Source organism: Paraburkholderia suaedae, assembly GCF_040812055.1.
Classification (GTDB): Bacteria; Pseudomonadota; Gammaproteobacteria; order Burkholderiales; family Burkholderiaceae; genus Paraburkholderia.
This window is the reverse complement of the sequence record NZ_JBFOAH010000004.1, coordinates 318498-344878: the sequence shown is the minus strand read 5'-3', so window position 1 is coordinate 344878 and position 26381 is coordinate 318498. Positions and strand designations below refer to the sequence as shown.

Genomic DNA, 26381 nt, shown 5'->3' with positions numbered 1-26381 from the left:
GATCAACGGTGGACTTCGTCAGCATTGCCTTAGAATGCGCGGCCGGTCAAGCCCGATCACATGGTAATGTTCAGCGAGCTGGTCGATTAGCCCGCTACTCATGAGATCGTGCAAAAGCATGGTGTTTCCATGAAGCAGCACAACGGGGGTCCGTCTCCTCCATCAATGGCGGATTCCATTCCAGACCAGATCGTCGCGGTGCCTGAAACAGGTCTGAACGATAAAAAAATGACGATGCTGTAATCTGCCGGACGGCGTCGGGTAAGGATGTAGCCGCTATGCTGAGAACCAGCCTCCCGAGCTCGGGCGCGCGCATAGTGACGCGGTCCAACCCCGCGTGGAGCTCGACGTCAGCAGATGGAATGCACACCTATGGTTTCTCGCCCTGCCCCGCCGCCGAATAGCGCCCAAAGCCTGTCAGCCGATGCGCGCCGGAGAACATGTTGAACCAGTTGGCCTCGATACGCATCTTCGCGAAAGTGGCGGAATGCCTCAATTTTGCCGAAGCCGCCAAGCAGTTGGGCATTTCCAATTCGGTGGTCACGCGCAGTATCGCGACGCTCGAGGAACACCTGGGCGTTCGGCTGGTCAACCGGACTACCCGCCGCGTATCTCTAACAGGGACGGGCCACCTATATTGGAAGCGCTGCATCGAGTTGCTCAGGCAGCTCAATGACATGGACGAATGTATCGCCTCCGCAGTAGGCGATCCGGCCGGTTCGTTGCGCATCGCGGCGTCGTCGCTGTACACGACCACGGATCTGCCGGAGGTTCTGGCCGCATATCGCGCGCAGGAACCCCGCATGAGTTTCGAGCTGACCGTGTTCGACAATATGAGCGACGTCGTGGCGAGCGAGTTCGATGTCTGTTTCAGTGCTGAACGTCGCCTGCGTGATTCATCGCTTGTATGCCGACCGCTCGCGCAAACACGCGACGTGATCGTTGCCAGTCCGGACTACCTGGCGCGTTGCCCGGCGCCGCGCACACCTGGCGAACTGGCCTCGCACGACGTGCTTCTCGCGTCGAATGCGCCAAGCCGTTACTGGGAGTTTCGCGACAATCACGGCACGCAACGCGTGGTGGTGCGGCCAATCATGAACGTACAAAGTCCTGAGGTCGTCAAGCGAGCGGTGCAGGCGGGATTGGGCATCGCGCGCTTATCCCGTTTGTTCGTGCGGGCCGAACTGGCCGACGGCAGCCTGCGTGCGCTTCTGGACGACGCGACACTGTGCGGCGACGAACGTACTGTGTGGCTGCTGTATTCTGGGCAACCGCACATGGCCGTTGCGTTGCGTAGCTTCGTCGATTTTGTTGTGGAGCGTTATCGTCACAATTCGACGCAACGCAAGGAACAAAAAGACGAGTGCGTCGGCCCGGCACAACACCGATCGAGCAATACTGAATTGCTGCTGGGCAAAATTTTGTAGGTCCTAAAGTGCGGACACCTGACGTCGGCTGAGCTGCGCGATTAGCGCGAGCGACGCACCGGCGCGGTGTTCTCACTCACAAGGATCCGCATTCATGAAAAAATTCCTGGTTGCCGCAGCCGCCAATACGGTGCTGGGCTGTTCGCTTGCCCCTATTAGCGCGATGGCGCAAAGCAGCGTCACGTTGTACGGCCTGATCGACGAAGGCCTGAATTACACCAGCAATACCGGCGGCCATTCGAACATACAGATGGAAAGCGGTTTTGCGCAAGGCAGCCGCTGGGGCCTGAAGGGTTCGGAGGATCTGGGCGGCGGCACCAAGGCTATCTTCCAGTTGGAAAATGGATTCGATGTCAACTCGGGCAAGCTCGGGCAAGGTGGGCGGATGTTCGGACGTCAGGCCTACGCCGGCTTAAGCTCGGCGCAATTCGGCACGCTGACGATGGGTCGCCAATACGACTCCGTCGTCGACTACCTCGCGCCGCTCACGGCGAACGGCAACTGGGCCGGCTATCTGATGTCGCATCCATACGATAACGACAACACCGACAACTCGTTCCGCTTGAACAACAGCGTTAAGTACACGAGCAATACGTACGGAGGTTTTACGTTCGGCGGTCTGTATGGCTTCAGCAACCAGGCAGGTGGCTTCGCGAACAATCGGTCCTACAGCCTCGGCGCGCAATACGTGGGCAGCTCGGTGACGGTGGCCGCCGCTTATATGCAGATCAACAATCCGGGCGGCACGACAGGCGGTTCGCTCGCAACCGACGACACCAACTTTTTCGCCGGCCGTCAGCAAGTCTGGGGCGCGGGCATCAACTACACGATCGGATCGGCATTGCTCGGCTTTGCGTATAGCCATACGAGCCTGAATGACGCGACCGGTTCCGTATACGTTGGCAACTTCGCAAACACCGCGAGCAGCCTTAAATTCGATAACTTCGAACTCAACGCCAAGTATCAATTCACGAAGGCCGCGTATGTCGGTGCGATGTACAACTACACGATCGCCCACTTCAACAGCAGTGCGGGCAATTCAAAGCCCAAATACCAGCAGTTCGGCTTGATGGCGGACTACAACCTGTCAGGACGCACTGACGTCTATGTGCAGGGCATGTACCAGCATGCATCGGGTGGCGGCACAGTGTCGGCGCCGTTGAATACCGCGTTTATAACGGGCGCGGATGCTCCGTCGTCGAGCGCCAATCAGTTCCTTGCGCGCGTCGGCATCCGGCACGCATTTTAAGCGCACGCGCTTTGTGGTTATCGGGCAGTGTGCCCGATAACCTGGCGGGACGCATTGCGTCGCTGGATCGGTTCGACACCGACCCCGACCGGAGGGCCGCCTATGCTGGATAGAGAATTCAATTAGGTCAGAACTGAGCCGCCGCGTTTTCAACCCTGCGATAGAGAAGGCCTGAGTAGCGCCGCGCGTTGACCAGGTCCGATGCCTGGCCCGGCTTCGACAGTGCGGTTTCGGCATCAGCGCACACTAAACACCTGCAGTCCCGCCATCGCCGCGTCGGGTCCCTTCGTATGAACGACATAGAGCCGTTGGAGCGACGGGATGTAGACCGAAGTCTTGCCGCCGAGTGTGTCGAGATGCTGTTTGACCGCGTACTGATCCGGCCCGACAGGATCGACGACATCCAGACCGGTCGACCCGGTGATGTACAGGTGATGATGGGCCGCGTCGACAGTCATGTCGTCCGACGTGTTGACGATGTCGAGCGACTGGACGATCGAGCCGTCGAGCGCATTCATCACGAACAGCTTGCCGGGGTCGCGCGACCCGATAAACAGGCGCTCGCTCTTTGGATCGAAGGCCATTGCCGAGTTTCGGCTCGGGCCCGGGACGTGCCACGTGTCCGTCAATGTGCGTGTGCGCAAATCGATCACGCCGATTTCGTTTTTGTCGCGCATGTTCACGAACAGGCGGTGCGTCGCCGGATCGATGACCATGGCTTTCAATTGGCCGGCGGGCACGTCGATGCGACCCATCACGGAATAGCTTTTGAGCGAGATCAGACTGATGTAAGCATGATCCTGATGTGACTGCGCACCGCCGTTGCCGATATAAAAGATGCCGCTCTTATAGTCCGCAATACCGGAGTCGGGTTGCGGGGCGAGTGCGATGGTTTTCCCGACCTTGAAATGCGTCGTGTCGAGTACCTTGACGTCCGCGTCGCCTGCGTCGGCTACAAGCAGTTCCTTGCCTCCATTTGCCAGCAGAATCTTGTGTGGCGCTTTCGCAACCGCCCTGATACTCGAGATGTGTCCGCCCTCGGGCAGACTGAATACTTCGATGGAGCCATACGTCTCCGCCGACACATAAAGACGCGAACGGGACAGATCGACTGCGAAATGATCGAAGTCGCCGCCGGTCACGTTGGGCAACGGAGTAGTGGAAAGAAGCGTGAGTGGAGTGGTGGCAGGTTGTGCCGCGAATGCATTCGATGCAATGCAAAGGCCGGCGGCAACGAGCAGGCGAAAGCGAATTTTCATGAGTTTGCTCGCAATGAATCCGGAAAATTGAATCATTGATTGGTAAGTGCGGTTGCGTGTCTAGAGCACCCGCGCGATCACATCCGCTTGCAGATTAAACGTCACTTCTCCCCTACTCGTCTCGGATAACATATTCGGCCTCCGCACCGTTTCGACAACTTCCGCGCCGGGCTTCTTCAGAAGGTTTGAAATATGAATCCGAATCGTATTGCTCTTCGGGCATGGACGACGACTGAGGTATGCAGAGACAGGCAATGAGCTGAAGCAGAATTGCCCACTCGCGTCCCTATATGGAGACCGATACCCCTGCACCTATCACGGATCGCGACGCCGTGTCGATAAGTAGTCCCCGTGACGGATCCGATCCGAAATGCGGTCGCTGCGAGCGACGTACTAACGCCCGACATCGAGCGACCAGTTCACGTGAATCGAAGGGCTTGTTCAGATGATCGTCCGCGCCGGCCTCCAGGGCGCGTACACCATCGGCGGGGCCGTCACTTTCGTTGAAGTTAAGGGTTCATTTGAAACAAGCGAAATCAGTCCGCCGCGACCTGGAGTGGATTCGACAATTCGAATGTCAGGTGACGATTGTGCACAACCACAGCTTATCCATGCGCTGACCGAAAGATTACTTTTTCGTCACATGCGTCGCCATAAAGGTAGCGCTGCTCTTGAGACACGCTGATTTGTTGTTGCCGACGTCGGTGTGACCTATGCGCCGAATTCCGCATGGCAACGGCGCCTCGCGCGCGCGACGTGGCATCGAGCCGTTTCATGACAGAACTGATGTCCGAGGACCGGCAAACAGGCACAGGGCAACATGCAACGACCGTCAGGCCGGCCAGCATTTGCGTCACGATGGCGCAGTTGTAATCGCAGCGTCAAGTGGCCGTCAGCGTAAGCGGCCGAGAATGGCTGTACCCGGCAAGCGTGAAGCCCCCCAAACATTGATCAGGTCTTGCCTGAGGCATTGAATTGGCCTGTGATAGGACCAACGGAAGGTGATCCGCATGTTTGAAGCGTCCTTGCAAATTCGCGCTGGTCTCCAAGGTATTTGTATCCAAGGCGAATCGGATCTGACGGTCAGTCCACTTTTGAAAGGTAGCAATTCACCAAGATTGTGTCGCCAACGTCAATTCACTATTGCGACATGGTGTCGCGCTTCAACGATAAACTGCGGTCGAGCCCCACACCTCTCGTGGGCGTAGTCAGGTTCCTGAAACGAGACGCGGGATCTCACATGAAAAATATAACGATTCGACAATTCAAGACTTTCGAAAGTGTGGCGCGTAACTTGAGTTTTTCCCGCGCAGCTGAGGACCTTCACCTGACCCAGCCCGCCGTATCGATGCAGATCAAGCAGATGGAAGATCAGGCTGGCTTGCCGCTGTTTCGCCACGCCGGTAAGCGGATCGCGCTGACCGAAGCAGGCGAGCTGATGCTGCGTCACTGCCGGGTAATTCTTGCAGATCTGAAGACCGCCGAGCAATCACTGACGGACCTCATGACAGGCAGCATCAAGCGTCTGCGAATCGGATTGATTACCTCGGGCAGCTACTTCTTTCCACATCTGATCGACTCGTTCATGCGGCGCAACGCCGGGGTCGATCTCGACATGACGGTGCGCAGTCGCGATCAACTCATCGTCTTGCTGCGAAGCGACCAGATCGACCTCGCTGTGATGGTCCACGCGCCGGATGGCGCTGCCATCGTAGCCGAGCCGTTTGCACCTAATCTGTTCGTACTGGTGGCGGCGCCGACGCATCCGCTGGCACATGAACCCGACATCCCATATGCGCGTATCGTGCTCGAATGCCTGCTCGTACGTGAGAGCGGTACTGACACTCGCAACGCCGCCAACGACGCATTCTGCGGTCTCAAATCGACGCCGCGTTTCATGGAAATCGGCTGCGAAGAAGCGATCAAGCAATCGGTCATGGCCGGCATGGGCATCAGCTTTCTATCAACACAAGCGGTTCAGTCCGAAGTGCGCGCCGGCTTGCTCAAGGTGCTCGACGTGCAGGGCTTTCCGCTTAAACGCCACTGGTGTGTGGCCCATCGCACCGACCGCCCCCTGCCACCGGCGGCTCGCGACTTCCGGCAGTTTCTTCTTACCGAGGGCGGCAGACGGCTTGAGGATTTCACGAGAATAGAGAGTGTGCATACGGGCATGGATCTTCAGCGGCCTCATCACGCTGCTTCGGAAACTAGGACGACTACCGTCATTAGCGCCAGCCATGAAGTCGCGCGTCGCACTCGCGCGCTGTTACGAGAAGACCGACTGCCAGATGAGCATCACGTTCAGGGCCAGAATCACGCCAGTGGCGACGACGGCCGTGCCGACCAGCTTGCGGCACGCAGTGAATCGACCCATCACTGAGTGTCGCGATGACAGCACCACGAGCGCGATGAGCGGGACTGGCAGGACGATGCTGAGCACGATCTGGCTATCCACCATTGCGTTCATTGGATTGCACGTCATGCAGACGATGACGGCCGGCACCATCGTGATGAGGCGTCGTACCAGCACTGGCATCTTGAATCCGACAAAGCCCTGCATGATGTTTTGGCCGGCCATCGTTCCCACCACCGAGCTGGAGATACCCGAAGCCAGCAGTGAAACGAGGAACAGTGCTGCCGCGCCAGCGCCAAGAACAGGCGTGAGCGTGTGATAGGCCACCGTGAAGTCGGAAATGCCCGGCGCCTTCTTGCTGAACACGGAGGCCGACATAGCCACCATCGCCAGGTTCACGAAGCCGGCAAAGCCCAGTGCGATCACCACTTCACGGTTCGAAAACCGCACCAGCTTGCGGCGCTGGTAGTCGTTGCGCGCCGGTACGCGGTTCTGCGTCAGACCCGAGTGCAGATAAATCGTGTGCGGCATGATGGTCGCGCCGATGATGCCCACCGCGAGCATCAGCGAGTCGTTGCCATGCAGATGCGGCACGAAGGTGTGAAAGATAGCGGCGTGCCAGTTCGGTGGTGCGATCACGAGTTCGCATAGATAGCTCAGACCGATGACGGTGATGAGCGCGGCAATTACGATTTCGAGCGGACGGAAACCCTTTTTATCGAGCGACAGAATGCCGATAGTGACGGCGCCGGTAATCAGCAGTCCCCATCCCATCGCCACATGAAACAGCAGCGAGATGCCCATCGCCGCACCCATGAACTCTGCCAGATCGGTCGCCATCGCGGCGATCTCCGAGCCGATCCACATGCCGATCACGAGCGGACGCGGGAACTCGTCGCGACATAGTTCCGCGAGACTACGGCCGGTCACGATTCCGAGCTTGGCCGACATCGCCTGAAACAGCATCGCCACGAGGCTCGACAGCAGCACCACCCAAAGCAGTTCATAACCGTAGGTCGAGCCCGCCTGGATGTTGGTCGCGAAGTTGCCCGGGTCCATATAGCCGACCGAGGCGATCACCGCGGGGCCGGCGAACGGCAGCAGCGCATGGACGCCACGGCGTTTGTTGTCAAGGACAGCACGCATCGCCGTGACGGTGTCAGCGGTTGACTCCCCGGACAAAGCGTAGCTAGCGGTGCGTTTAATTGCCATCAACATGGTGGGCGCCTCTTCAAAGTGCTTCGTTGTGTCGATACGGGACGACTGCTGGTGCCCCGCAGCCACAGCGAGACAGCATGAAATCCAGGCGGGGCGCCGCGAGTCCGCTGCAGGTCGCACCTGCGTGCTCGCGGCGCGCCGGACTGCGTGCGCTTACGCGAGCACGTCGCGACGGTTCTTCAGCTTGTGAATAACGTCGAGCGTGGCGTCATCGACGCGCAAGTGCTCACGCACCAGCTGGCGCGGTGTGTTCGCCAGCCACTGCGCCAGAGTCACTTCGGAGAAGTGATCCGACTTGAAGATTTCCAGAAAAACGAGGTCGGTCTTCCCGGTATTCTTGATGTAATGCCCCAAGTTCTTCTCGACGTATCCCACGTCGCCCGGATTAAAGTCGACCGTCTGAGCGGCCGGGCCCGCGTTGAACACGGTCATGCGGCCGCTACCCTGGATGAAGTACTGCCATTCATCCGCATCCGGATGCCAGTGCATCTCGCGCAAACCACCCGGACGGAGCGTCACCATCGCGGCCGCCACGGTCTTCGAAACCGGGAAGTTGCTGCTATCGACGATGCGCACTTCACCGCCCGGCTGGGCCAACGTCGGCGCCATGGAGCCCATGCGGAAAATGAACGGATGGTCCGGACGGCCGTTCGGTGCTGCGGCGTAGGCCTGGTCGGCTGCAAGCGGGCCTGCCTTGGTGCCCTGGTAAATCCACAGCTGCTCGAGCGGGATTTCCTTGAACTTCTCGGCCGGCACCCCGAAGTTCTGCGCGAGAATGTCCGGTGGCGTGTGCGCCATCCAGTCCGATACCATCAGCGTGTTAAATTCGCCTGCTGCGCCGTTGTCGAAGGCCAGCACGAATTCGCCCCCGTCGCTGCCCAAGCCTTGCAGCGAATGCGGCAGGCCCGGTGGGAAGTACCAGATGTCGCCGGCTTGCACATCGGCGACCTCGGCGCGGCCCTTGGTGTCGATCGTCGTGATACGAACCTCCCCCGTGACCATGATGGCCCACTCGGCCTGCTGGTGCCAGTGCAGTTCCCGCACACCGCCCGGTCCGAGGCGCATGTTCACGCCCGCGATGTCCTTCGATACTGGGAACGCCTTGGTCGTCACCTCGCGTGCCCAGCCGCCGGCCTGTACGCGCTTGTGCGCCTCATTGAAGGATGCCCATGGAATCTGCATTCCGCCGACGTCTGTAGGCGGCGGATTGTTGAACGATGGCAAAACGTCGCGCAGTTGCGGATTCTGCGGGCCCGGCTCGGAAATCGCCGCGGGCGTCGAGTTGATATTTCCTTGCAAAGGACGGTCTGGATTGCCGAATTCGGCGGCTTTCGCAGCGGCCGTTGCACCGAGTGCCACAGCTCCGGCGGCCGCCCCGGCTAGTACACTGCGACGTTTCAGGTCAGTCATGGTTCGTTCTCGTAAGTACTACTATTTAACAATCCCCGGGTAGTCAGGATAAAACTCCTGTACGACGCAGGTGTGGACAGAAGCCGGCTTCGCTTAGTGCTGCAGTGAACCGTCGCGGCTCTCTGCTGAATCGTGTCATCGCCATCCGCTCCATGCGGCAAATATTAGAAATGTGCGGCGTAAATTAACAATCAATGTTTCTTTGCAAAACCTATAAGAACGTTTGATACACACCAGGCGCGAATGCCACTACGATCAGCAGAACCTGAAACGGACTGCTGTAAAGTTCATTGCATAGAAAAGGAGTTGATGATGGGTAGCCTTAGCATTAGCCACTGGCTGATCGTTCTGGCAATCGTTGCACTAGTGTTCGGCACGAAAAAGATCCGCAACATCGGCGTCGACCTCGGCGGAGCGATCAAGGGTTTCAAGGAAGGCATGCAGGAAGTCGAGCCGGTTGCTGCAGACGCCGCCGCGACGGCGGCGCCGGCGCCCGCGCACATTGACGTGCGGGATCACCCGGCAATTTCGCAACAATGACCCGTGCATCTCATTGAGTCCGCTAAAAACTGGAGGGACGATTGCCATGTTTGACATCGACATTTCGAAAATGGCCGTCATCGGCACGGTTGCACTGGTCGTGCTCGGTCCAGAACGACTTCCCCGCGTCGCGCGCACCGCCGGCACGTTACTAGGGCGCGCGCAACGTTATCTGAATAGCGTGCGGGCGGAAGTAGACCAGCAGATCCGGATCGACGAATTGCGCAAAGTGAAGGATGAAGTCGAGCTGGCGGTGACCAATGTGCAGCGCGCGGTCGACCGTACCGTGCGCGAGCATGCTGATGAATTGCAAGCTGGCGTCGACGCGGCGGCAGCAAGCTTCAAAGAAGTGTTGCCAACCGCCGACCTGCCCTCCGTCCACGACCGTACCGGCGATTTGCACGTGGATCTATTCAAGGTTCGCCCCACGCAGTTGCCGATGTCGGGACAGTCCGATGCCTCGGTTAACGCGCCTCGCGCAAATGCTGTTTCGTCCATGGCACCGGCATTTGCCGGCCGCCAAACGCGGGCGACGTGGCTCAGTTCGGTATCAGGCGGCCGAGGCGCCGCGGTCAAGCGCACCCGCGTTGTCTCGATGGCGGCCAGCAAGGCGCTGGGACGGAATTGCAAGCGTCTCGCGTGAAGCTCTACGGCCAGATGTACAGCAAGGTCAGTACCTACGTTGGGTAACCTGCGCGTCTGGAAGTGCGTGTGGCCCGTCCCATGTTTGAACATTCCCGGGTTTTCACGCCAACCCGATTTACTGCGCACGCTTGATGAGGCGCCGCGACTTCGTCAAAGCGGCTGCTCGCGTGAACAACCGTGCGCAGAATAGCCACCAGCCAACCCGCGGGCGCGACGCCAGATGTGTGGCTTTCGCGACGCGTTGCACATAGGCGTTTCTCTCAGGCTTCGGTCCGGTGCGGCAGCACTTCGCGTCCCTCTCTCGGAAGCTACCCGGAACTTGCACATCAGGCCACCGCTGTCATTCCGCACGTTGAGCTTCTCGAGTTTCCGAGCGCAGGAGATGCGCCGCAGATGCAGGATCCGCACGCATTTCATGCTGCTTTACTGCGCGGAATGACCGGTCCGGGCGCGACAGATCAATTCGCACACCCGGCACATTGGAAACCCGTCAGAGCATTCAGTCAGCAACGACCGATGCCGATGCCAATGCCCGCTCGACGGTTTCGACAAAGCTCGCCACAATCGACTCCATGGGTGTCCCCGGTCCGAGCACTGCAAAAATGCCATTGCGTCTGAGCAAACGTGCGTGCTCGTCCGGAATGATGCCGCCGACCACAACCGCTACCGTCGGTCGACGCACGCGCAGCCTGCGCACGACCTCGGCAACAAGGTCAAGATGCGCGCCCGACAGGGACGAAATGCCGACGACATCGGCGTTCGCTGCGATCGCGTCGTCGACCACCTCTGCGGGCGAGCGGAACAGCGCGCCGAGCGATACGTGGAACCCGGCATCGGCCAACGCCGCCGCGACGATCTTTGCACCGCGGTCGTGACCATCTTGCCCGACCTTTGCGATGAGTACCCTGGGCAGGCGTCCGAGGCACGCGGTAAGAGCACTGACACGATTGCATGCTTCACGCCATGCTGCATCGACCATCCGCGCTTCACCGTAAATTCCGCTGCTAAAACGACTGGGCATCCTGTAACGGGGCCAGACAGCCTCCAGCGCGCCCGTGCATTCGCCGATTGTCGCGCGCGCGCGGATACACTCGATGGCGAGCGCCAGCAGGTTGCCGGTGCCGTCACGCGCACCTTGAGCGAGCGCCGCCAGCGCGCGAGAGACCAGGACATCGTCGCGCTGTGCTTTCAGCTCTGCAAGGTGCCGCACTTGCGTGGCGCGAACCCGCCGACCGTCGACCTCGAGACAGCCGGGCGTAGTATCCGCATCCGGTGATCGAAACCGGTTCACACCCACGACAACACGCTGCCCGCCATCGATCCGCGCCTGCGTGCGTGTTGCGGCTTCGTGAATGCGCTGCTGTACCCAACCCGAGCGGATCGCTTCGACGACGCCTCCTTGCGTAGCAATTTGAGTCATCAGATCACGCACACGCCGGGCAATATCGTCGGTAATCGACTCCATCATGTACGAGCCGGCCCACGGATCGATCACATCGCACAGGCCCATCTCATGCTGCATGATCAACTGGGTGTCACGCGCGAGCCTTGATGCATCCGCGCCTGGCAGAGCAAGCGCTTCATCGTAGGCATTGGTGTGCAGCGACTGCGTGCCTCCGAATACGGCGGCCATCGCCTCGATCGTCGTCCGGACGATGTTGTTCTGTGGCTGCTGCGCAGTGAGTGACCATCCCGAAGTCTGGCAATGCATGCGCAAAGCTTGCGCTCTAACCTCACGTGCACCCAGTTCGCTCATTATTCCGGCCCACACGACCCGAGCGGCGCGAAGTTTGGCCACTTCCACAAAGAAATCAGTGCCAACGCCGAAGAAGAAACTCAGCCGTTCGCCGATGCGCTCCACATTCATGCCACGCTTCACGAGCGCATCGACGTAGGTGCGCGCATTCGACAGCGTCAGCGCGAGTTCGAGTACCGCGTCCGCGCCGGCTTCCTGGAAATGATAGCCCGAGATGGACATGGCGTTGAAGCGCGGCGCGCGTTCAGCCAGATACTCGACGACGTCCGCCACGATCCGTAAGGACGGCTCCGGCGCGAATATCCAGGTATTGCGCACCATGTATTCCTTCAGGATGTCGTTCTGGATCGTACCCGTAAGGGCCTGCAGTTGCACGCCACTTTCTTGCGCTGCCACGATGAATGCAGCCAGTACGGGTAGCACGGCGCCGTTCATCGTCATCGAGACCGACACCCGATCGAGCGGTATCTGCCGAAACAGGCGCTTCATGTCCTCGACGCTGTCGATTGCGACTCCAGCCATGCCGACATCGGCCACCGCGGCAGGATCGTCCGAATCGTAGCCCCGATGGGTCGGCAGATCAAAGGCAACCGATAAACCCTGTGCCCCTTCGGCTAGCGCGGTCCTGAATGCAAGATTCGAATCGGCCGCGTCCGCATAGCCTGCGTATTGACGGATCGTCCACGGCTTTTGCGTATACATCGACGCATGGGGCCCACGCACGAAGGGCGCCTCACCGGGCCGACTGCCGAGATGCGACACGCCTTGCAGATCGCTCGCCGTATACAGCGCCTTAAGTGGCACCGCATTGGGCGAGTACCGTATCGCGCCGGGACTTTCATCGGCGAACTCCCGGTCGCCGCACCTATCGTCCTCGCGATTCATCGCTGCCTCCAATGCTTGCTCGTTACTACATCGGCAATCTTCTGCTGGTCGCTGCCACGACGAAGCTCGCACCAATGGACGAGGCCGCGCTCATCTTTATGCTCCGCGACCACGCGCAATAGAAGCGTGTCACCAACATCAATGTTGCCGTAGAAGAACAACTCGCGGCCTGCGATGAGGGGTGGCTCGTGGAACCGGTGGCGCTGCCATTCGGCACGGTCAACAAACGACTGAAAGCTTGCAAAGTACAGAAAGTCCGCGCCGTTGAAATCGTTGTTCGGACATGGCAGAAATTGGATGCAGTCGCTCTCGACACGATCGGCGCTTGTGAAGGGCAACCTTTCGTCCCACTGCCCGGCGCGCAACTGCTTGCCACGCCACGCCATGTCCACTGCGTCCGCCGGCGGAGTCGGTGTCGGGCCTCCCATTGCCGCGAATGTGGCGCGCGTCACTGAACGGTTGTTGCGCACCTCATGCCGCCGCACGAACGTCGACGACATCGACACGACGGCACACTCGCCGTTGCGCGAAAGCAGGCGGTGCCGGCTAAAGTGGCGAGCCTGACCGGTTCGGCAAAGCCCAGTACCGAGCTCGAAATCGTCGTTCTCACCGATTGCGTGGAGGGTTGCGCCCGTCAATCTGATTGCGGTGAAGGCCGCATACGATTTGCTCCCGTCATCATCGACGAAATCCGGTGCGCGCCGGCCGGCATCGCCCGCCAGCGCCTCCCAGTGGCGATGTCCGCATTCCTTGATCAGCCAGTTTTCGGACAGCCCCGTATAGGCCAGTTGTGGCATGCCGGCGCGATAGCTGTGTGTCGTTTGCTGCATGGGCGTCAAGCTGCCACAGTGTCGCAAGGGAACGTTCGCTCGCGAAGGCTCGTGAGAATTGCCTGCACCACGTAGTCGGCATCGCGCGCGATCCCCGAAAAACGCCCGGAGCCCCACGTATGCAGCCAGGGCAAGCCGATGAAGTAGAGCCCTTCGACCGGCGTGACGCCGCGCGCGTGCGCCGGATAACCCCGGCCGTTGAACACAGGGGCGTCGATCCAGCTGAAGTCCGGCGTAAAGCCAATGCACCAGATAATCGATGTAATGCCGCTGCCTGCGAGTTCGAGCGTCGTACGCTCGTGAGGCGGCTGCCATAAAGGCTCATAGAGACCGCCGGGCGGTGCATCGATACCGTTCCTTTCAATGAAGCCATCGATGCTCGCGTTGATGCGGTTATAGGTATCGTCGGCATCGTCGAGATTGGCGGCGAGGTTCGGCGTGAAGTGTAGCCACCCGTTGCGCAGATCGTCGAGTCGTCCGTACAACTCCATGCCTTCGGCCGCGAACTTGCGAAGATCGATATCGCGTCCGCCGTCGCGGCCGGTCACATAGTGATTGGTGTTGTCACGCACCCCTTCACGCAAGGGATGCTTTTCCACCGGCATGTCGTAGTATTTCATGTCGGCCAGCCAGTCCACCACATCGCGCCCGCGGTAAAAGCGCGCACAGCGTGGCGCCTCGCCCACCGCGAGCACCACCTTGCGGCCGGCCAGATGCAGGTCCTCGGCGATCTGCGCACCGGACTGCCCCGATCCCACCACCAGCACCGCACCGTCGGGCAGCGCCTGCGGGTTGCGATATTGCGACGACTGTAACTGCAAGATCGGCGCGGGCAGGCGTTCAGCCATGCGCGGCACGATCGGCGTGTGATAACCGCCCGACGCCACCACGACTTGATCGGCGGTGAAATCGCCCTGGCTCGTCGCTACCGCAAAGGTGCCGTCGTCCAGGCGCTTCACGCGTAGTACCTGTGTGTGCTCGATTACCGGCGCATCGACCATCGCAATGAAGCCGTCGAGATACGCGATGATTTCATCCTTCGTCATAAAGCCATGCGGATCGTCGCCCGGGTAGGGGTAGCCCGGCAGCGCGCACTGCCAGTTCGGCGTGACGAGACAGAACGCGTCCCAGCGCTGATTGCGCCAGGTATGCGTGACAGTGTCCTTCTCGACGACGAGGTGGTCGACGCCGGCCTGTTTCAGATAGTAGCTGATCGACAGGCCGGCCTGCCCCCCACCGACGACGAGCACGCTGTAGTGGCTATTCTCGTGCGTCCCGGCGCTTACAGAGTGCGCTGTATTCGACATGATGCGTCCTTGCAGATAATAATTCGCCTCACCGTTGTGGCGCTGCCGCCCGGCTCACCACGTTCAACGGTTCAGGCTGGGTTCAGAGCAGTTCGATGACCTTGACGGTCGCGTCGGGTCGATCGCGAAAGCGGTTTGCGTCCTGTTCGATCTGCGTGAGCTGATCCATCGCCGCCGAACAGGCGAAGCCGTACTTCTGCCGCACGCGCTCGGAGGCAATGTTCAGCGCCTCGCGCGAGCGTCTGACAAAATCGTCGAGCGGATAAGCATGGCCCGGCGTAAAAAACTCGCTGACCACCTGCGACGGCGAATAACAATTCGCTTCGTCGCCGTCGGGCCATTGAATCCGGAAGTGCATGACAGGCATAGACATTCCCTTATTCCGATGACTCAGTGAATAACAAGCGCCGGCTGCGCCAGCCACGCGCGATAGGCCCGTCGACATGACGGCGGGCGGGCACTGAGTGAGCTCGCCAGCTCGAGCGTATGCACGACGCCGCCGCGCGGATTGAGCGAGTGTGTCAGCAGCGCAATCCGCAATGCGTCGATGCTCATTGCGTCGCCTGATCCGCCGGGACGATAAACGACTCGCCGCTGAAGTCCCACAACACTGCCGCCTCGTCACCGCGATGGACGACCGCCTGGCGCGTTGCGTCTATCGTCCCAATCTCCGCGCAGGCCAGCGAGCGGGCCTTGAATCGCGCCTGCACGCGTTCGACGTCCGCTTCACGCACCGAGAGCAGGTAGCCGAAGCTCGGAAACGCGGTGAGCCAACGCGCGAGCGGCACGTCAACCGGCTTCGGGATCGCATCGACATCGATGCGAGCGCCGACCCGCGAACATTCGAGTAACATCAATGCGGTGCCCAGCGTACCCGCCATGCTGATATCTTTTGCCGCATCACACAGCCCGTTCTCGGCTAACTGCGGCAACAACTCAAGGTCGTCGCGCAGACGCGCAGCCGGCGCTCCGACTGAAGCATTCCAGAACGGATACGGTTCCTCGAAGCGGCCGCGCAGATCGACCGCCATCAGGAGGCGGTCGCCAGGTCTCGCGTTGAAGCTCGACAACAGCGCGTTAGCGCGGCCCAGGATCGACACGGCCAGTTGCGCCTGATCGCTTCGCGCATTGGTGTGTCCGCCGACAATCGGCACCCCGTATGCCACCGAGGCAGCCACCATTCCCGCGAGCACCTCGTGAGCCGCGTCGATGCCATCGCTCCACAGCGCATCCACGACCGCGAGCGGCCGCCCGCCCATCGCATAGATATCGCTGACGTTGACCATCACGCTGCTGTAGCCGGCGAACCAGGGCATGGCCTGCACGAAGTCGCTGACCATGCCTTCGATGGCGAACAAAAGGTAACCGTCGCCATCCGGCAAGGCCGCGCAATCGTCGCCTACCGCCACTGCCTGGCCGAGGTCGCCGACACCGCCCGGCAGATGTCGCGCCAGCGACGACACGACGCCGGCAATGTCGGTCTTGTGCCGAAAGCCGCGGCTTTCGCGCAAACTGGTGACCAGCTCCGCCAGACTCATGAGCCGCTCCGAGACCACGCGACAAAGCCGCTGTGCGGTGTCGTGCACGGCGGGTAGTGGTCAAGCTGCGCCTGCATCAGATGATGCGGACGGCCGAGCATTTTTTCCTCTGCAAGTACATCCCAACGCAAACGGCGAAACAGCGGCACGTTCTGGCTCTGCACATGCGCGAGGAACGTCTGACAGCCGAGCGCATGCGCGCTCGTCACGGCGAGACGGATCAGCGTTGCACCGATCTTGCCGTGACGGCGAAACGCAGCGTGCACGGCAAGCCGCGAACCGAACCAGACGCCAGGCTCTTCCTCATGGATGCGCACGGTGCCGACCACCTGCTCCGGCATCCCTGCAATACAACTTACCGCCACCAGTTGCTGCGCACGCTCGTCGATCTCGTCGCGGTCGTCGCCGACGAAGATGCCCTGCTCGATGCAGAACACCGCGCGCCGCAGCTTGTACGCTTCATCGGCTTCCCACTGCAGCGTGGTCCACTTGATCCGGTATTCGGTCGGCGCGTAAAACGCCGGTGCAACATCCAGGTCGTTCAGTTCACCCGATACACCCGCAATCGCTTCGCCAAACATGATCACACCTCGTACGAAGAAAGGGACGAGCACGCGCCGCACTTGCCGCAGCCGGCCTTGATGTCCGCTGAGCGCATTTCAGCCGCAGCGAGCATTGAGCCGAGCGGCTGCAGCACCGACTTCATGAACTCCGGCGACGGCGCGGGATGATCCTCAAGCGGCGTGCCGCTGATCGGCACGAATGGCACGACAAACGGATACACGCCCAGATCGATCAACTCGCGCGAAATCGCGAGAATCGCTTCGGCGGTATCACCGAGCCCCGCGAGGATGTACGTGCTCACCTGTCCCCGTCCGAACACGGCGACTGACGCCTTGAACGCTTCCATATAGCGCGACAGCGGCACGCCCGATTTGCCCGGCATGATCCGTTCGCGCAACGACGGCGTCACCACTTCCAGATGCATGCCGAGCGTATCGATACCGCTCGCCTTCATGCGCGCGAACCATTGATCGTCGTCCGGTGGTTCGCATTGCGCCTGGATCGGCAGGTCGACCGCGGCCCTGATCGCGAACGCACTCTCGCAGAGAATCTGCGCGCCGCGATCGCTGGTGGGCGGCGTGCCGGTCGTCAGCACCATATGTTTGACACTGTCCAGCAGCACTGCCGCACGCGCGACTTCGGCTAGCTGCTCGGGTGTCTTGCGCGCAATCGTGCGGCCCGCAGCAAGCGATTGACCGATCGCGCAGAACTTGCACGTCTTGCGGCGGCTCTCATAGCGAATGCAGGTTTGCAGCACGGTGCTCGCCAGCACATCCGCGCTATGCAGCGTTGCGATGTGCGAGTACGGCACGCCGTCGAGCGTCTGCATGGCGTAAAAGCGCGGCCCCTTTGGAAAGCTGATATTGGCGATCGGAATCGTGCCGCGCAGCAATGCGCTTGTGCCGTTCGCATCGGCAGGCGCGGCGACGAACGGCGAATGCCAGGCAGTGTTCGTATGCACCGGCACCATGATGGTCACGCCATCCACGGTGACGGCCTTGTGATCGGACGGTCCCGCGCCACCGCGCCGGCTGGCGACGCCGGTACCTGGATCGGCCAGCCGCAAGCCGACCGACTGCAATTCAGTCATCAATTGCCGGCTCGCGGCCGGCAAGGTCTCGCTGGAATTCATCGCGGCATCCCGTGGTTGAGTTGGAATCGGTGCTGGACGAGGCGCTCCACGCATTGCCCGGCGACGGCATCGGCGACACTGTCGTAGCGGGCCGTTCGTTGATGGCGAGGCTCAGCAATTCGGGCCGCGCATAGTGGCCGACCGAATCCATCATGCGTTTGCGCTTGGTGATCAGTGCCATGTCGAGATCGGCGATCACCATGCCTTCGCCTTCGCGCAGCGGCGCAGCCAGATGCTGCCCCTCGGGTGACACGATTGCCGTATTGCAGCCGCCACGCAGCGCCTTCTGCAGATTCGTATCGCTCGTGACAGATGCAATCTGCGCGTCGGTCAGCCACCCGGTGGCGTTGACGACGAAGCAGCCTGACTCGAGCGCATGATGGCGGATCGTCACTTCGATCTGCTCGGTGAAAATCGGCCCCACCAGCGAGCCCGGAAACTGACTGCAGTGAATTTCCTCGTGCTGCGTCATCAACGCGTAGCGCGCCAGCGGGTTGTAGTGCTCCCAGCAGGCGAGCGCACCCACGCGCGCCACATCGGTTCGCACGACCTTCAGTCCCGCCGCATCGCCTTGCCCCCAGATCATCCGTTCATGGAACGTCGGCGTGATCTTGCGGCGCTTGAGCAACAGTTGCCCATCCACATCGAAGATCAGCTGCGTGTTGTACAAGCTGCCGTGATCGCGCTCGTTCACCCCGAGCACGACGACCATGCGATGCAGGCGGGCCCGCTCGGCCACCGCCTGCGTCACGGGACCAGGCACCACGACCGCTTCTTCATAAAGCCGCATGTGGTCGGCGCCGGAGGCAACCGGCGGCCGGACAAACGAGAAGTACGGGTAATACGGTACGAAGGTCTCGGGAAACACGATCAGTTGCACGCCTTCGCGCGCCGCCTGATCGATCGCCTCACAAACCTTGTTCAGGGTGCCGTCGCTGCGCTCGAAGTCCGGTGAAATCTGGACTGCGGCGGCACGAACGATGCGTTTTTCAGACATGGTGTTAGCCGCCTGTGCTCAGACCGTCCAGGTGTGGATGACCAGTGCATTGTCCTTGCGATGAAGAAGCTGGATGTCCAGCACGTCGAGCGGGCTGATCGGGCGAATCCCTTCGATCAGCGAGGCTTCGCCATGCCCATACAGCGCCTGCAATGCGAAACGGCACGCGTATACCTTGCCGCCCTCTTCCATGAACTTCATCAGTTGCTTATTGAAGTTCAGATGACCCGGGAACGCTTCGTCGCCGAGCGTCGGGAAACCTCGCTGCAGACCGAGCGTCACGCCCGGGCCATAGAGCAGCACCGACGTTTCGAAACCTTTGCGCTGCAGACGTGTGGCTTGCAGAAGATTGACGAAGCCTATCGAGCCTTCGAACGCCACCGTATGAAAGGTGACGAGCGCCTTTTCACCGGGCTCGGCCTTCACGTCTTCGAAGACTTTCTCTTCGTAGTCGACCAGGTAATCGCCCTTCTGATGCAGCGGTTTATTGACAGCCGGCATGGCACTCTCCAGTGTGATTTGCTTGAACGGGAAATACAACCTCATATCAAGGCGCCGCTTTACGTTTGCGCCGAGCCCTATAACGCAACGGTCATGCCACTGATCGCCGCCACTCATGCGATCACTTTCCAATCAAACAGACGATCATTCGTTAAGCGCGCCGAAATTTTTTTTGGCCCGAAGGTTGCGTACAACCAACCGCGCCGATTGAAGCGGCCGTGTGGGCGCTGATCGCACGACCCGGGTGCGATCCTATGGTGCGAGTGCGCCATCCCGGTGCGATCACTCACCACAATCGACCCAACTGCCCCGCCCAATCGATCCGATCAGTCAGGCCACGTAATGCGATCACTTAGCAAGGCTGATTCGAACCTACCTGACGTCTTTTCCGATAGCCTTCCATTTCAATGAACACCATGAGTAGCCCGACTCACCACTGGATCAAACGTCTTGCCGAAATCCGCAAACCGGCCTATCTCGCGATCCCGGACCTGATAGAAGAAGATCTCGCGACCGGACGCCTGCGCCCGCGCGACCGACTGCCGGGCCTGCGCGATCTGGCCGACGAACTCGCACTGAACTACACCACCGTGGCACGCGCCTATGCCGAGGCGAAAAAGCGCGGCCTGCTCGATTCGCGCGCCGGCAGCGGCACTTTCGTGCGCGGCCGCACCGCGACGCTGCCGCTAAGCGGTGGCAGCAGCATCGAAATGACGATGAACACGCCTCCCGAGCCCGCTGACTATGCCGCACTCCTGAGTGAATCCGCCGCCCGTCTGATGGCGAATAGCGACCCGTACCAACTGTTGCGTTATCAGGATTTCGGCGGCACGCCGGCCGACAAGGCGGCGGGCACAGAGTGGTTAAAGCGCCGCCTCACTCATTGCTCGCCGGACAACGTGCTGGTGTGTCCGGGCATTCACAGCGCGCTCGTCGCACTCGTCTCGCAGCTGGCTCGCCCGGGTGCAACCATCTGTCTCGACACGCTCGCCTATCCAGGCATCAAGGCCATCGCAGCGCAACTGGGGGTGCGTTTGCAGGCGCTCGCGCGCGATGACGAAGGGCCACTGGCGCATGCGTTCGAAGCGCTCTGCAAGACCGACAAGCCGAGCGCGCTGTATTGCAATCCGACGCTGCAGAACCCGAGCACGCTGACGCTCACGCACAGGCGGCGTGAGGCGCTCGCCGACGTGGCATTGCGCTATAGCGTGCCGATCATCGAGGACGATGCATATGCGATGTTGCCGCAGCAAGCGCCGGCCACGCTGGCGAGTTTCGCGCCTGAGCTCACTTACTACATAACGGGAATGTCGAAGAATCTGGGTGCCGGGTTGCGCGTCGCGTATCTGCACGCGCCGACTCCGCGTCAGGCACAGCGCCTGGCGGGCGCACTGCGCGCGACCACCGTGATGGCGAGTCCATTTACGGTGTCGCTCGCCACACAGTGGGTTGTCGAGGGCACCGCGCAAGAGATGCTCAGCGCGATTCGCAGCGAGTCGAAAGCGCGCCAGGCGATTGCCGCTCGCGTGCTCGGCGCGTCGTCCTATGACGCGCATCCGGACGGCTTTCATCTGTGGCTGCCGATTCCCCGCGAAGGCGGCTGGAATGCTTCGGAACTGGCGCTGCAGTTGCGTAGCCAAGGCATTGCCGCTGTCGCCGCCGTAGCGTTCTCGACCGACGGCAATCCACCCAACGCGCTGCGCGTATGTCTGGGAGGCTCGAAGAATCGGATTGAATGCGAGCGGGCACTCCGCGCGATCGCCGACACGCTCGCACATCCGCATCTTCTGCATTTGCCAGTGATGTGAAGTTACCTGGTTGGCGCCGATGCGTCACCTTGCTACAGAGGACCGGTATCGACCATCAACGGGCTTCGGCCTCAATGGCGGATACGACTGATGAGCCAACTAGGGTTTGTTTGACGGATCGCCTCTCCCTCGAGACGTCAGTAAGCAGGAGCGGTGTCCGGTGAGCCCAGACTTCCCTCCGCCGGTAAAGCAAGTGGATATTCAGAAGTCCACACCGCTTGGCTAGAGGGGCCAGCTTTGGGCTCGTCCTGGTCTGTGAGGGTGATGGTGCAGGTAGACATCGTCGCGCACCCGAAGGCCGCCTGACAATTGCTAGACGACATTTGCGCGAGAGCCCTTATCAGAAACAGGGCGGAAGGCAGCCGGAGTCGAACCGACCTAAGAGCGTCTGACGCCCTCAACTGGGTTTGAAGCCCAGCCGCACCACCGGATACGAATGCCTTCCTACGGTGATTGAATTACACGACGACGATCAACGATCACGATCAGAGCAAATGAAGACAACGACTATCCGTGCGCATCATATGCAGGCCGTGGTGGAAGCGAGTATATCCAACCCGGTCGAAAAACTCCAGGAGCTGGATCGCACGTTTGCGCCCCAGACCGGTGACATCGCGGAACGGCGCAGCTGCTACCGTGCCCGCGTTCTTCCCAGCCTCGGCTGCCGCGATCGAGGCCAGTTCGCGAATCGCCTCCCGGTGATAAAAGAGATCATGCACGACCTGAAAAAGCTCACCCTGCCGCGCAAGTTTGCGCATCAATCGACGCACGCGCTCCTCGGGCACGCCGTGCGCGTTGGCCAGATCCCGAACCCACGGCGGATCGAAACGCCCTGCCTTGACTTCAGGTAGCAGCGCGGCCGCGAGCGCGCGGTCGGCGTCGTCGAGCGTTACGGTGTGACCGGGCAAATGCAGCCAGGGCCCCTGTTTGACGATCTCGCCGCGCGCAGCGGCATCGTCGACTAACGCGCGCCACAACGCATCGTCCACCAGAGGCGCCGCGATTCGCCGCAAGCGCGACGCGTCGGGCCCTACTTCGTCAGGCGAGCGCTCGTGGTACTGCCCAAGCGTCTCGGTCAGCCGGTTGGTCAAGGTCTGCCATGATACGTCGGCAACGAGCAACGCATCGTGACCGGGCAGATCGACAACTCGCGTGCCGGACGGCAAGGCGAGCGCGGCCGCCGGCAGGTCCGTCAATCGTTCCAGCAATGCGCGCGACAAACCTTGCGAGGACCTCGCGAACATCGGATCAAGCGCGCCGGTGTCGAGCATGGTCTGGATCGCATCGAGCCACGCAAGCCGCTCAGGCGAGCGCCGCTTGCGCGACGGCGCAAACGGATCGAGCACATGGCCACCGCCCACCGTGCGATCGGCCTGCGCATTGCGCACGACGAAGCGGTCGCCCGGCACCGCGCACACCGGCCGCTCGAACACGAGCTGCACGCGTGCGCGCCGACCGGCGTCGAGCGTTTCGCCTTCGAGCAACGCCACATGCGCAACCTGATGCTGCGTGCCCAGGTGCACGTGCAGCGGCGTCCAATGCTGGAGCGCGAACGGCGCGTCGGCGAGCAGCGTCAGCATGGCGTCGATTCGCTCCGATGCTTGCGACAGACGCGGATCGACCACACAGTCGCCGCGCTCGATGGCGCTCTTCTCGATACCCGCGAGGTTCAACGCGCAACGCTCGCCAGCTCGTCCGGCCTCGGCCGGGCGATTCTGGGCATGGATGCTGCGCACACGCACCGGCTGATTCTGCGGCGCGAGCAGCATCGTATCGCCGACGGCCACGCGCCCGGAGAGCACCGTCCCGGTGACGATCGTGCCCTGCCCCGCGAGCGTGAAGACGCGATCGATCGCAAGACGGAACAGGCCGTCAGCACGCTTCCTATGCCATGTCGCGGCCGCCTTGTGCAGATGCGCTTTTAGCGCAGCCACGCCGGGATCGTCGGCGCGCATCGCACACGTCTCGAACACCGGCGCATCGTGCAGCGCGCTACCGCTCAGAAACCCGGTCACCTCGTCGCGCACTTCGTGCAAGCGCTGCGCGTCCACGCGATCCACCTTGGTCAACGCGATCGCCCCGCGCTGAATGCCGAGCAGTTGCACGATCGCCAGATGCTCGCGCGTTTGCGGCATCACACCGTCGTCGGCGGCGATCACGAGCAGCGCGAAATCGATTCCGCTCGCGCCCGCGGTCATCGTGTGCACGAGCTTTTCGTGGCCCGGCACGTCGATCAGACCCAACACGTCGCCGTTCTCGAGCGGCACGTACGCGTAGCCGAGTTCGATCGAAATGCCGCGCGCTTTTTCTTCCTTGAGACGATCCGTATCGACGCCCGACAATGCCTTCACCAGGCTCGTTTTACCGTGGTCGATATGTCCCGCCGTACCGACGATCATGCGTGCGTGTCCTTCGGTTGGTCGAGCAGTTGCGCAATCAGTTGCGCTTCATCGGCGGCTTCGAGGCAGCGCAGATCGAGGCGCAATGCGTCCTCTGCGATACGGCCGATCACCGGCCGCGCCATCTCGCGCAGCACCTTTTCCAGCGCGAGCAGGTGACGGCCGCCGCGTTTGCCGTCGGCCATTCTCACGACGAGGCCGTAGCTCGGCAGCACGTCGATGGGCAACGCGCCGCTGCCGATCTGGCTGAACATAGGCTCCGCAAGCACCGCGTAGCGCTCGCCGATCGCGCGCTGCAACGCAGGCTGCACGCGCTGCGCGGCAAGGTGGATGTCGTCGGCGGGACGCGTGAGCAGACGCAACGTAGTCAGCCGTTCCGCCAGTTTCTCCGGCGCGCGATATAACTGAAGCACGGGCTCCAACGCCGCCAGCGTGAGCTTGCCGACGCGCAGTGCGCGTTTGAGCGGATGCTTCTTGATCTTCGCGATCAGATCGCGCCGCCCGACGATCAAGCCGGCTTGCGGACCGCCGAGCAGCTTGTCGCCGCTGAACGTGACGAGGTCGGCGCCGGCTTCGACAGTCTGGCGCACGGTCGGCTCGCGCGGCAGGCCCCATTGACTCAGATCGACCAGCGTGCCGCTGCCAAGATCCACGGCAACCGCAAGGCCGCGCGCATGCGCAAGCGACGCGATTTCGTCGAGGGCGACCTCTTTGGTGAAACCGTGGATCGCGTAATTGCTCGCGTGGACTTTCATGAGCAGCGCGGTCTGCGGGCCGATGGCTTCCTCGTAGTCCCGCAGATGCGTGCGATTGGTCGTGCCAACTTCGCGCAGCTTCGCGCCCGCGCGGCTCATGATGTCGGGAATGCGAAACGCGCCGCCGATCTCGACCAGCTCGCCGCGCGACACGACGACTTCCTTCTTCCCTGCCAGCGCGGACAGCGTGAGCAGCACCGCGGCAGCGTTGTTGTTGACCACGGTTGCGGCTTCGGCGCCGGTCAATTCGCAGATGAGTTCGTCGATCAGATCGTCGCGGTCGCCGCGCTTGCCGGTGCCGAGATCGAACTCGAGGTTGGCGGGTTGCGTGAGCGCTTTCGTCACGGCCTGCACCGCTTCGTCGGGCAATAGCGCGCGGCCGAGATTGGTGTGCAGCACAGTGCCGGTCAGATTGAATACGCTGCGCAAGCGCGATTCGTTGCGCCGGCGCAGCGAAGCTGCGATGGTTGCATGCAGTTGCGGGATGTCGAGCTCACCGACCGACGCGCCGCCCGATTGGGCGCTCGCGCGCCACGCGTCGAGCGCCGCGCGCACGGCGTCCAGCAGCTGCGTGCGCCCATATTCGCTGATCAGCGCGGCGAATTCCGCCGACGCCATGACCTTTTCCACCGACGGCACACGCGCCATCAGTGCGCGCAATTCCGAGCCGCTCACATCGCTCACGAAGCAATCCCTTTTAGTCGTGTCCGCTAGACGCATCCGGCCGATGCTAGTCGGAGCCGGGCTCGTCGGCGGGCTCCTCCGCGCCGCCGGCCTGCTCGGGCCACAGCCACGGATGCGGCGACGCGCGCCGATAACCCTCCGCCCCCATCAGCAGATCCAGCGTGAGGCTGGCGAGATCGTCCGCGAACGGATCGAAGTCGTAGTCCTTCGACTGAATGCCTATCTTCCGGTAAGTATGGCATTCGTCGCACGACTCCGCCTTGAGCGCGGCGTCTTTCGCTTCGGCTTGCCGCGTGGCGTCGTCGGCGTCCGGCGAGCCGACCGCGTGATAGGCAATGCCCTTGGTCGAATCGCAGTTCGAGCATTTGGAGCGCACCATGTGCCACTCGGTCGAGCACAAGCCGCATTGCAGGTAGCGGTAATTGTCATAAACGCCGCCCACGCGGACCGTGCTCGCCACCGGATGCGATCCGCACACGGGACACAGGCCGAGCGTTTCGATATACGGCACCTGGCGCTTGTCGATGTCGGCGGCGAGATCGGTCCAGACCACCTGCAGCGCGGCCATGATGAACGGCGCGCTGGCCGGATCGACTTCGTCCAGGCGTTGCGCGAAGAGCGCATCGGCCTGCGCTTCGAGCGTGGCGGTGTCGAGCGTGCGCAAGCGGGCGACCAGCGCTTCGAGCGGCGGCGTGAGCGGGCTCGCGCCCTCGATTCTGTCGAGCAACTGGCGCAGCACGTCGCGCCACGCCGGATCGCGCATGCCGGAGAGCGCCGGAATCAGCGGCATCGAATGCTGTTGCGCGCTCGCGATCGACTCGGGGGTGGGCGGCTGCGCCTTGAAGCTCGTGATCACCGCTTGCTGGGCGTCGGCGAGCACGGCCATCAGTCGCAGATAGCCGGCGATCGGATTGTCGCGGGCCGCGAGCTGGCGCAGGCGCGCGGCCCGCGGCGCGAACACCGCGAGCCGCTCGGGCGTGCGAATGCGCGGAATCGCCGAGTGATCGAGCGACTCGATATCGCCGGCTTCAAGAATGCGTTGAACCAAAGTATCGACCTCTGAAAACTGCGCTGACAACCGCGCCGGAAACTGAAGAGCCGCCGCGCTTCATCGAATGAGCGCG

22 protein-coding genes, 1 tRNA gene and 1 pseudogene are annotated in these 26381 nt (G+C 61.7%); 7 read left to right on the top strand and 17 right to left on the bottom strand.

Annotation, left to right across the window (positions count from 1 at the left end):
• Nucleotides 1-440: 440 nt before the first annotated feature.
• Nucleotides 441-1427 (top strand): LysR family transcriptional regulator, encoded by a 987-nt coding sequence (locus tag ABQJ48_RS08845; RefSeq protein WP_367837378.1) that lies wholly within the window; start codon nucleotides 441-443, stop codon nucleotides 1425-1427.
• A 94-nt stretch (nucleotides 1428-1521) separates the two neighbouring features.
• Nucleotides 1522-2676 (top strand): porin, encoded by a 1155-nt coding sequence (locus tag ABQJ48_RS08840; RefSeq protein ID WP_367837377.1) that lies wholly within the window; start codon nucleotides 1522-1524, stop codon nucleotides 2674-2676.
• Between the two features lie 236 nt (nucleotides 2677-2912).
• Here the strand turns inward: ABQJ48_RS08840 and ABQJ48_RS08835 are convergent, their stop codons facing one another.
• Nucleotides 2913-3935, bottom strand: coding sequence for a YncE family protein (locus ABQJ48_RS08835; protein ID WP_367837376.1), 1023 nt, complete (start codon nucleotides 3933-3935; stop codon nucleotides 2913-2915).
• A gap of 1240 nt (nucleotides 3936-5175) precedes the next feature.
• Between ABQJ48_RS08835 and ABQJ48_RS08830 the strand changes: the two genes are divergently transcribed.
• Nucleotides 5176-6315 (top strand): LysR family transcriptional regulator, encoded by a 1140-nt coding sequence (locus ABQJ48_RS08830; protein WP_473094118.1) that lies wholly within the window; start codon nucleotides 5176-5178, stop codon nucleotides 6313-6315.
• Here the strand turns inward: ABQJ48_RS08830 and ABQJ48_RS08825 are convergent.
• Nucleotides 6202-7506, bottom strand: a complete 1305-nt coding sequence (locus tag ABQJ48_RS08825) for an Nramp family divalent metal transporter (protein ID WP_367837373.1) — start codon at nucleotides 7504-7506, stop codon at nucleotides 6202-6204. The genes ABQJ48_RS08830 and ABQJ48_RS08825 overlap by 114 nt on opposite strands.
• A gap of 153 nt (nucleotides 7507-7659) precedes the next feature.
• Nucleotides 7660-8916 (bottom strand): cupin domain-containing protein, encoded by a 1257-nt coding sequence (locus ABQJ48_RS08820; RefSeq protein ID WP_367837372.1) that lies wholly within the window; start codon nucleotides 8914-8916, stop codon nucleotides 7660-7662.
• A 312-nt stretch (nucleotides 8917-9228) separates the two neighbouring features.
• On the opposite strand from ABQJ48_RS08820, the gene tatA reads away from it, so the two are divergent.
• From tatA to ABQJ48_RS37810, 3 genes and pseudogenes are all read left to right on the top strand, one after another.
• A complete protein-coding gene (gene tatA / locus ABQJ48_RS08815) occupies nucleotides 9229-9456 on the top strand; it encodes a Sec-independent protein translocase subunit TatA (RefSeq protein WP_473094113.1) in 228 nt (75 codons plus the stop codon).
• 46 nt (nucleotides 9457-9502) lie between these two features.
• Nucleotides 9503-10099: a Sec-independent protein translocase protein TatB gene (gene tatB / locus ABQJ48_RS08810; protein ID WP_367837434.1), complete on the top strand. Its 597-nt coding sequence runs from the start codon at nucleotides 9503-9505 to the stop codon at nucleotides 10097-10099.
• Between the two features lie 148 nt (nucleotides 10100-10247).
• A pseudogene (locus ABQJ48_RS37810) lies at nucleotides 10248-10394 on the top strand (IS6 family transposase); the annotation flags it as partial.
• A 206-nt stretch (nucleotides 10395-10600) separates the two neighbouring features.
• Here the strand turns inward: ABQJ48_RS37810 and scpA are convergent.
• The 10 genes from scpA to ABQJ48_RS08760 form a co-directional block, all read right to left on the bottom strand.
• On the bottom strand, nucleotides 10601-12742 hold the full coding sequence (gene scpA, locus ABQJ48_RS08805) for a methylmalonyl-CoA mutase (RefSeq protein WP_367837370.1): 2142 nt from the start codon (nucleotides 12740-12742) through the stop codon (nucleotides 10601-10603).
• Entirely contained in the window at nucleotides 12739-13539 is an 801-nt protein-coding gene (locus ABQJ48_RS08800) for a Pnap_2097 family protein (RefSeq protein WP_367837368.1), read from the bottom strand. Before ABQJ48_RS08800 ends, scpA begins: the two co-directional genes overlap by 4 nt.
• A 38-nt stretch (nucleotides 13540-13577) precedes the next feature.
• The gene (locus tag ABQJ48_RS08795) at nucleotides 13578-14879 is read right to left on the bottom strand and encodes an MSMEG_0569 family flavin-dependent oxidoreductase (protein WP_367837366.1); all 1302 of its coding nucleotides are present in this window, start codon (nucleotides 14877-14879) and stop codon (nucleotides 13578-13580) included.
• An 82-nt stretch (nucleotides 14880-14961) separates the two neighbouring features.
• The gene (locus ABQJ48_RS08790; protein ID WP_367837433.1) at nucleotides 14962-15246 is read right to left on the bottom strand and encodes an MSMEG_0570 family nitrogen starvation response protein; all 285 of its coding nucleotides are present in this window, start codon (nucleotides 15244-15246) and stop codon (nucleotides 14962-14964) included.
• Nucleotides 15247-15269: 23 nt separating this feature from the next.
• Complete coding sequence (locus ABQJ48_RS08785) at nucleotides 15270-15434, bottom strand: hypothetical protein (RefSeq protein ID WP_367837439.1); 165 nt, start codon at nucleotides 15432-15434, stop codon at nucleotides 15270-15272.
• Nucleotides 15431-16417 carry a sll0787 family AIR synthase-like protein gene (locus tag ABQJ48_RS08780; protein WP_367837365.1) on the bottom strand — a complete coding sequence of 329 codons (987 nt, stop codon included), beginning with the start codon at nucleotides 16415-16417 and terminating at the stop codon, nucleotides 15431-15433. The genes ABQJ48_RS08785 and ABQJ48_RS08780 overlap by 4 nt, the downstream gene beginning before the upstream one ends.
• A complete protein-coding gene (locus ABQJ48_RS08775; protein WP_367837363.1) occupies nucleotides 16414-16998 on the bottom strand; it encodes an MSMEG_0567/Sll0786 family nitrogen starvation N-acetyltransferase in 585 nt (194 codons plus the stop codon). Before ABQJ48_RS08775 ends, ABQJ48_RS08780 begins: the two co-directional genes overlap by 4 nt.
• Nucleotides 16999-17000: 2 nt before the next feature.
• Nucleotides 17001-18071 (bottom strand): MSMEG_0568 family radical SAM protein, encoded by a 1071-nt coding sequence (locus tag ABQJ48_RS08770; protein ID WP_473094117.1) that lies wholly within the window; start codon nucleotides 18069-18071, stop codon nucleotides 17001-17003.
• Nucleotides 18064-19110, bottom strand: coding sequence for a Nit6803 family nitrilase (locus ABQJ48_RS08765; protein WP_367837360.1), 1047 nt, complete (start codon nucleotides 19108-19110; stop codon nucleotides 18064-18066). Before ABQJ48_RS08765 ends, ABQJ48_RS08770 begins: the two co-directional genes overlap by 8 nt.
• 18 nt (nucleotides 19111-19128) lie before the next feature.
• Nucleotides 19129-19611: an MSMEG_0572/Sll0783 family nitrogen starvation response protein gene (locus tag ABQJ48_RS08760; RefSeq protein ID WP_035546812.1), complete on the bottom strand. Its 483-nt coding sequence runs from the start codon at nucleotides 19609-19611 to the stop codon at nucleotides 19129-19131.
• Between the two features lie 416 nt (nucleotides 19612-20027).
• On the opposite strand from ABQJ48_RS08760, the gene ABQJ48_RS08755 reads away from it, so the two are divergent.
• Nucleotides 20028-21419 (top strand): aminotransferase-like domain-containing protein, encoded by a 1392-nt coding sequence (locus ABQJ48_RS08755; RefSeq protein ID WP_367837358.1) that lies wholly within the window; start codon nucleotides 20028-20030, stop codon nucleotides 21417-21419.
• Nucleotides 21420-21771: 352 nt separating this feature from the next.
• Here the strand turns inward: ABQJ48_RS08755 and ABQJ48_RS08750 are convergent.
• The 4 genes from ABQJ48_RS08750 to fdhE form a co-directional block, all read right to left on the bottom strand.
• Nucleotides 21772-21864, bottom strand: a tRNA-Sec gene (locus ABQJ48_RS08750).
• A gap of 40 nt (nucleotides 21865-21904) precedes the next feature.
• On the bottom strand, nucleotides 21905-23818 hold the full coding sequence (selB, locus tag ABQJ48_RS08745) for a selenocysteine-specific translation elongation factor (protein ID WP_367837357.1): 1914 nt from the start codon (nucleotides 23816-23818) through the stop codon (nucleotides 21905-21907).
• Complete coding sequence (gene selA / locus ABQJ48_RS08740; protein ID WP_367837355.1) at nucleotides 23815-25257, bottom strand: L-seryl-tRNA(Sec) selenium transferase; 1443 nt, start codon at nucleotides 25255-25257, stop codon at nucleotides 23815-23817. The genes selB and selA overlap by 4 nt, the downstream gene beginning before the upstream one ends.
• A 46-nt stretch (nucleotides 25258-25303) precedes the next feature.
• On the bottom strand, nucleotides 25304-26305 hold the full coding sequence (gene fdhE, locus ABQJ48_RS08735; protein WP_367837353.1) for a formate dehydrogenase accessory protein FdhE: 1002 nt from the start codon (nucleotides 26303-26305) through the stop codon (nucleotides 25304-25306).
• Between the last annotated feature and the right edge of the window lie 76 nt (nucleotides 26306-26381).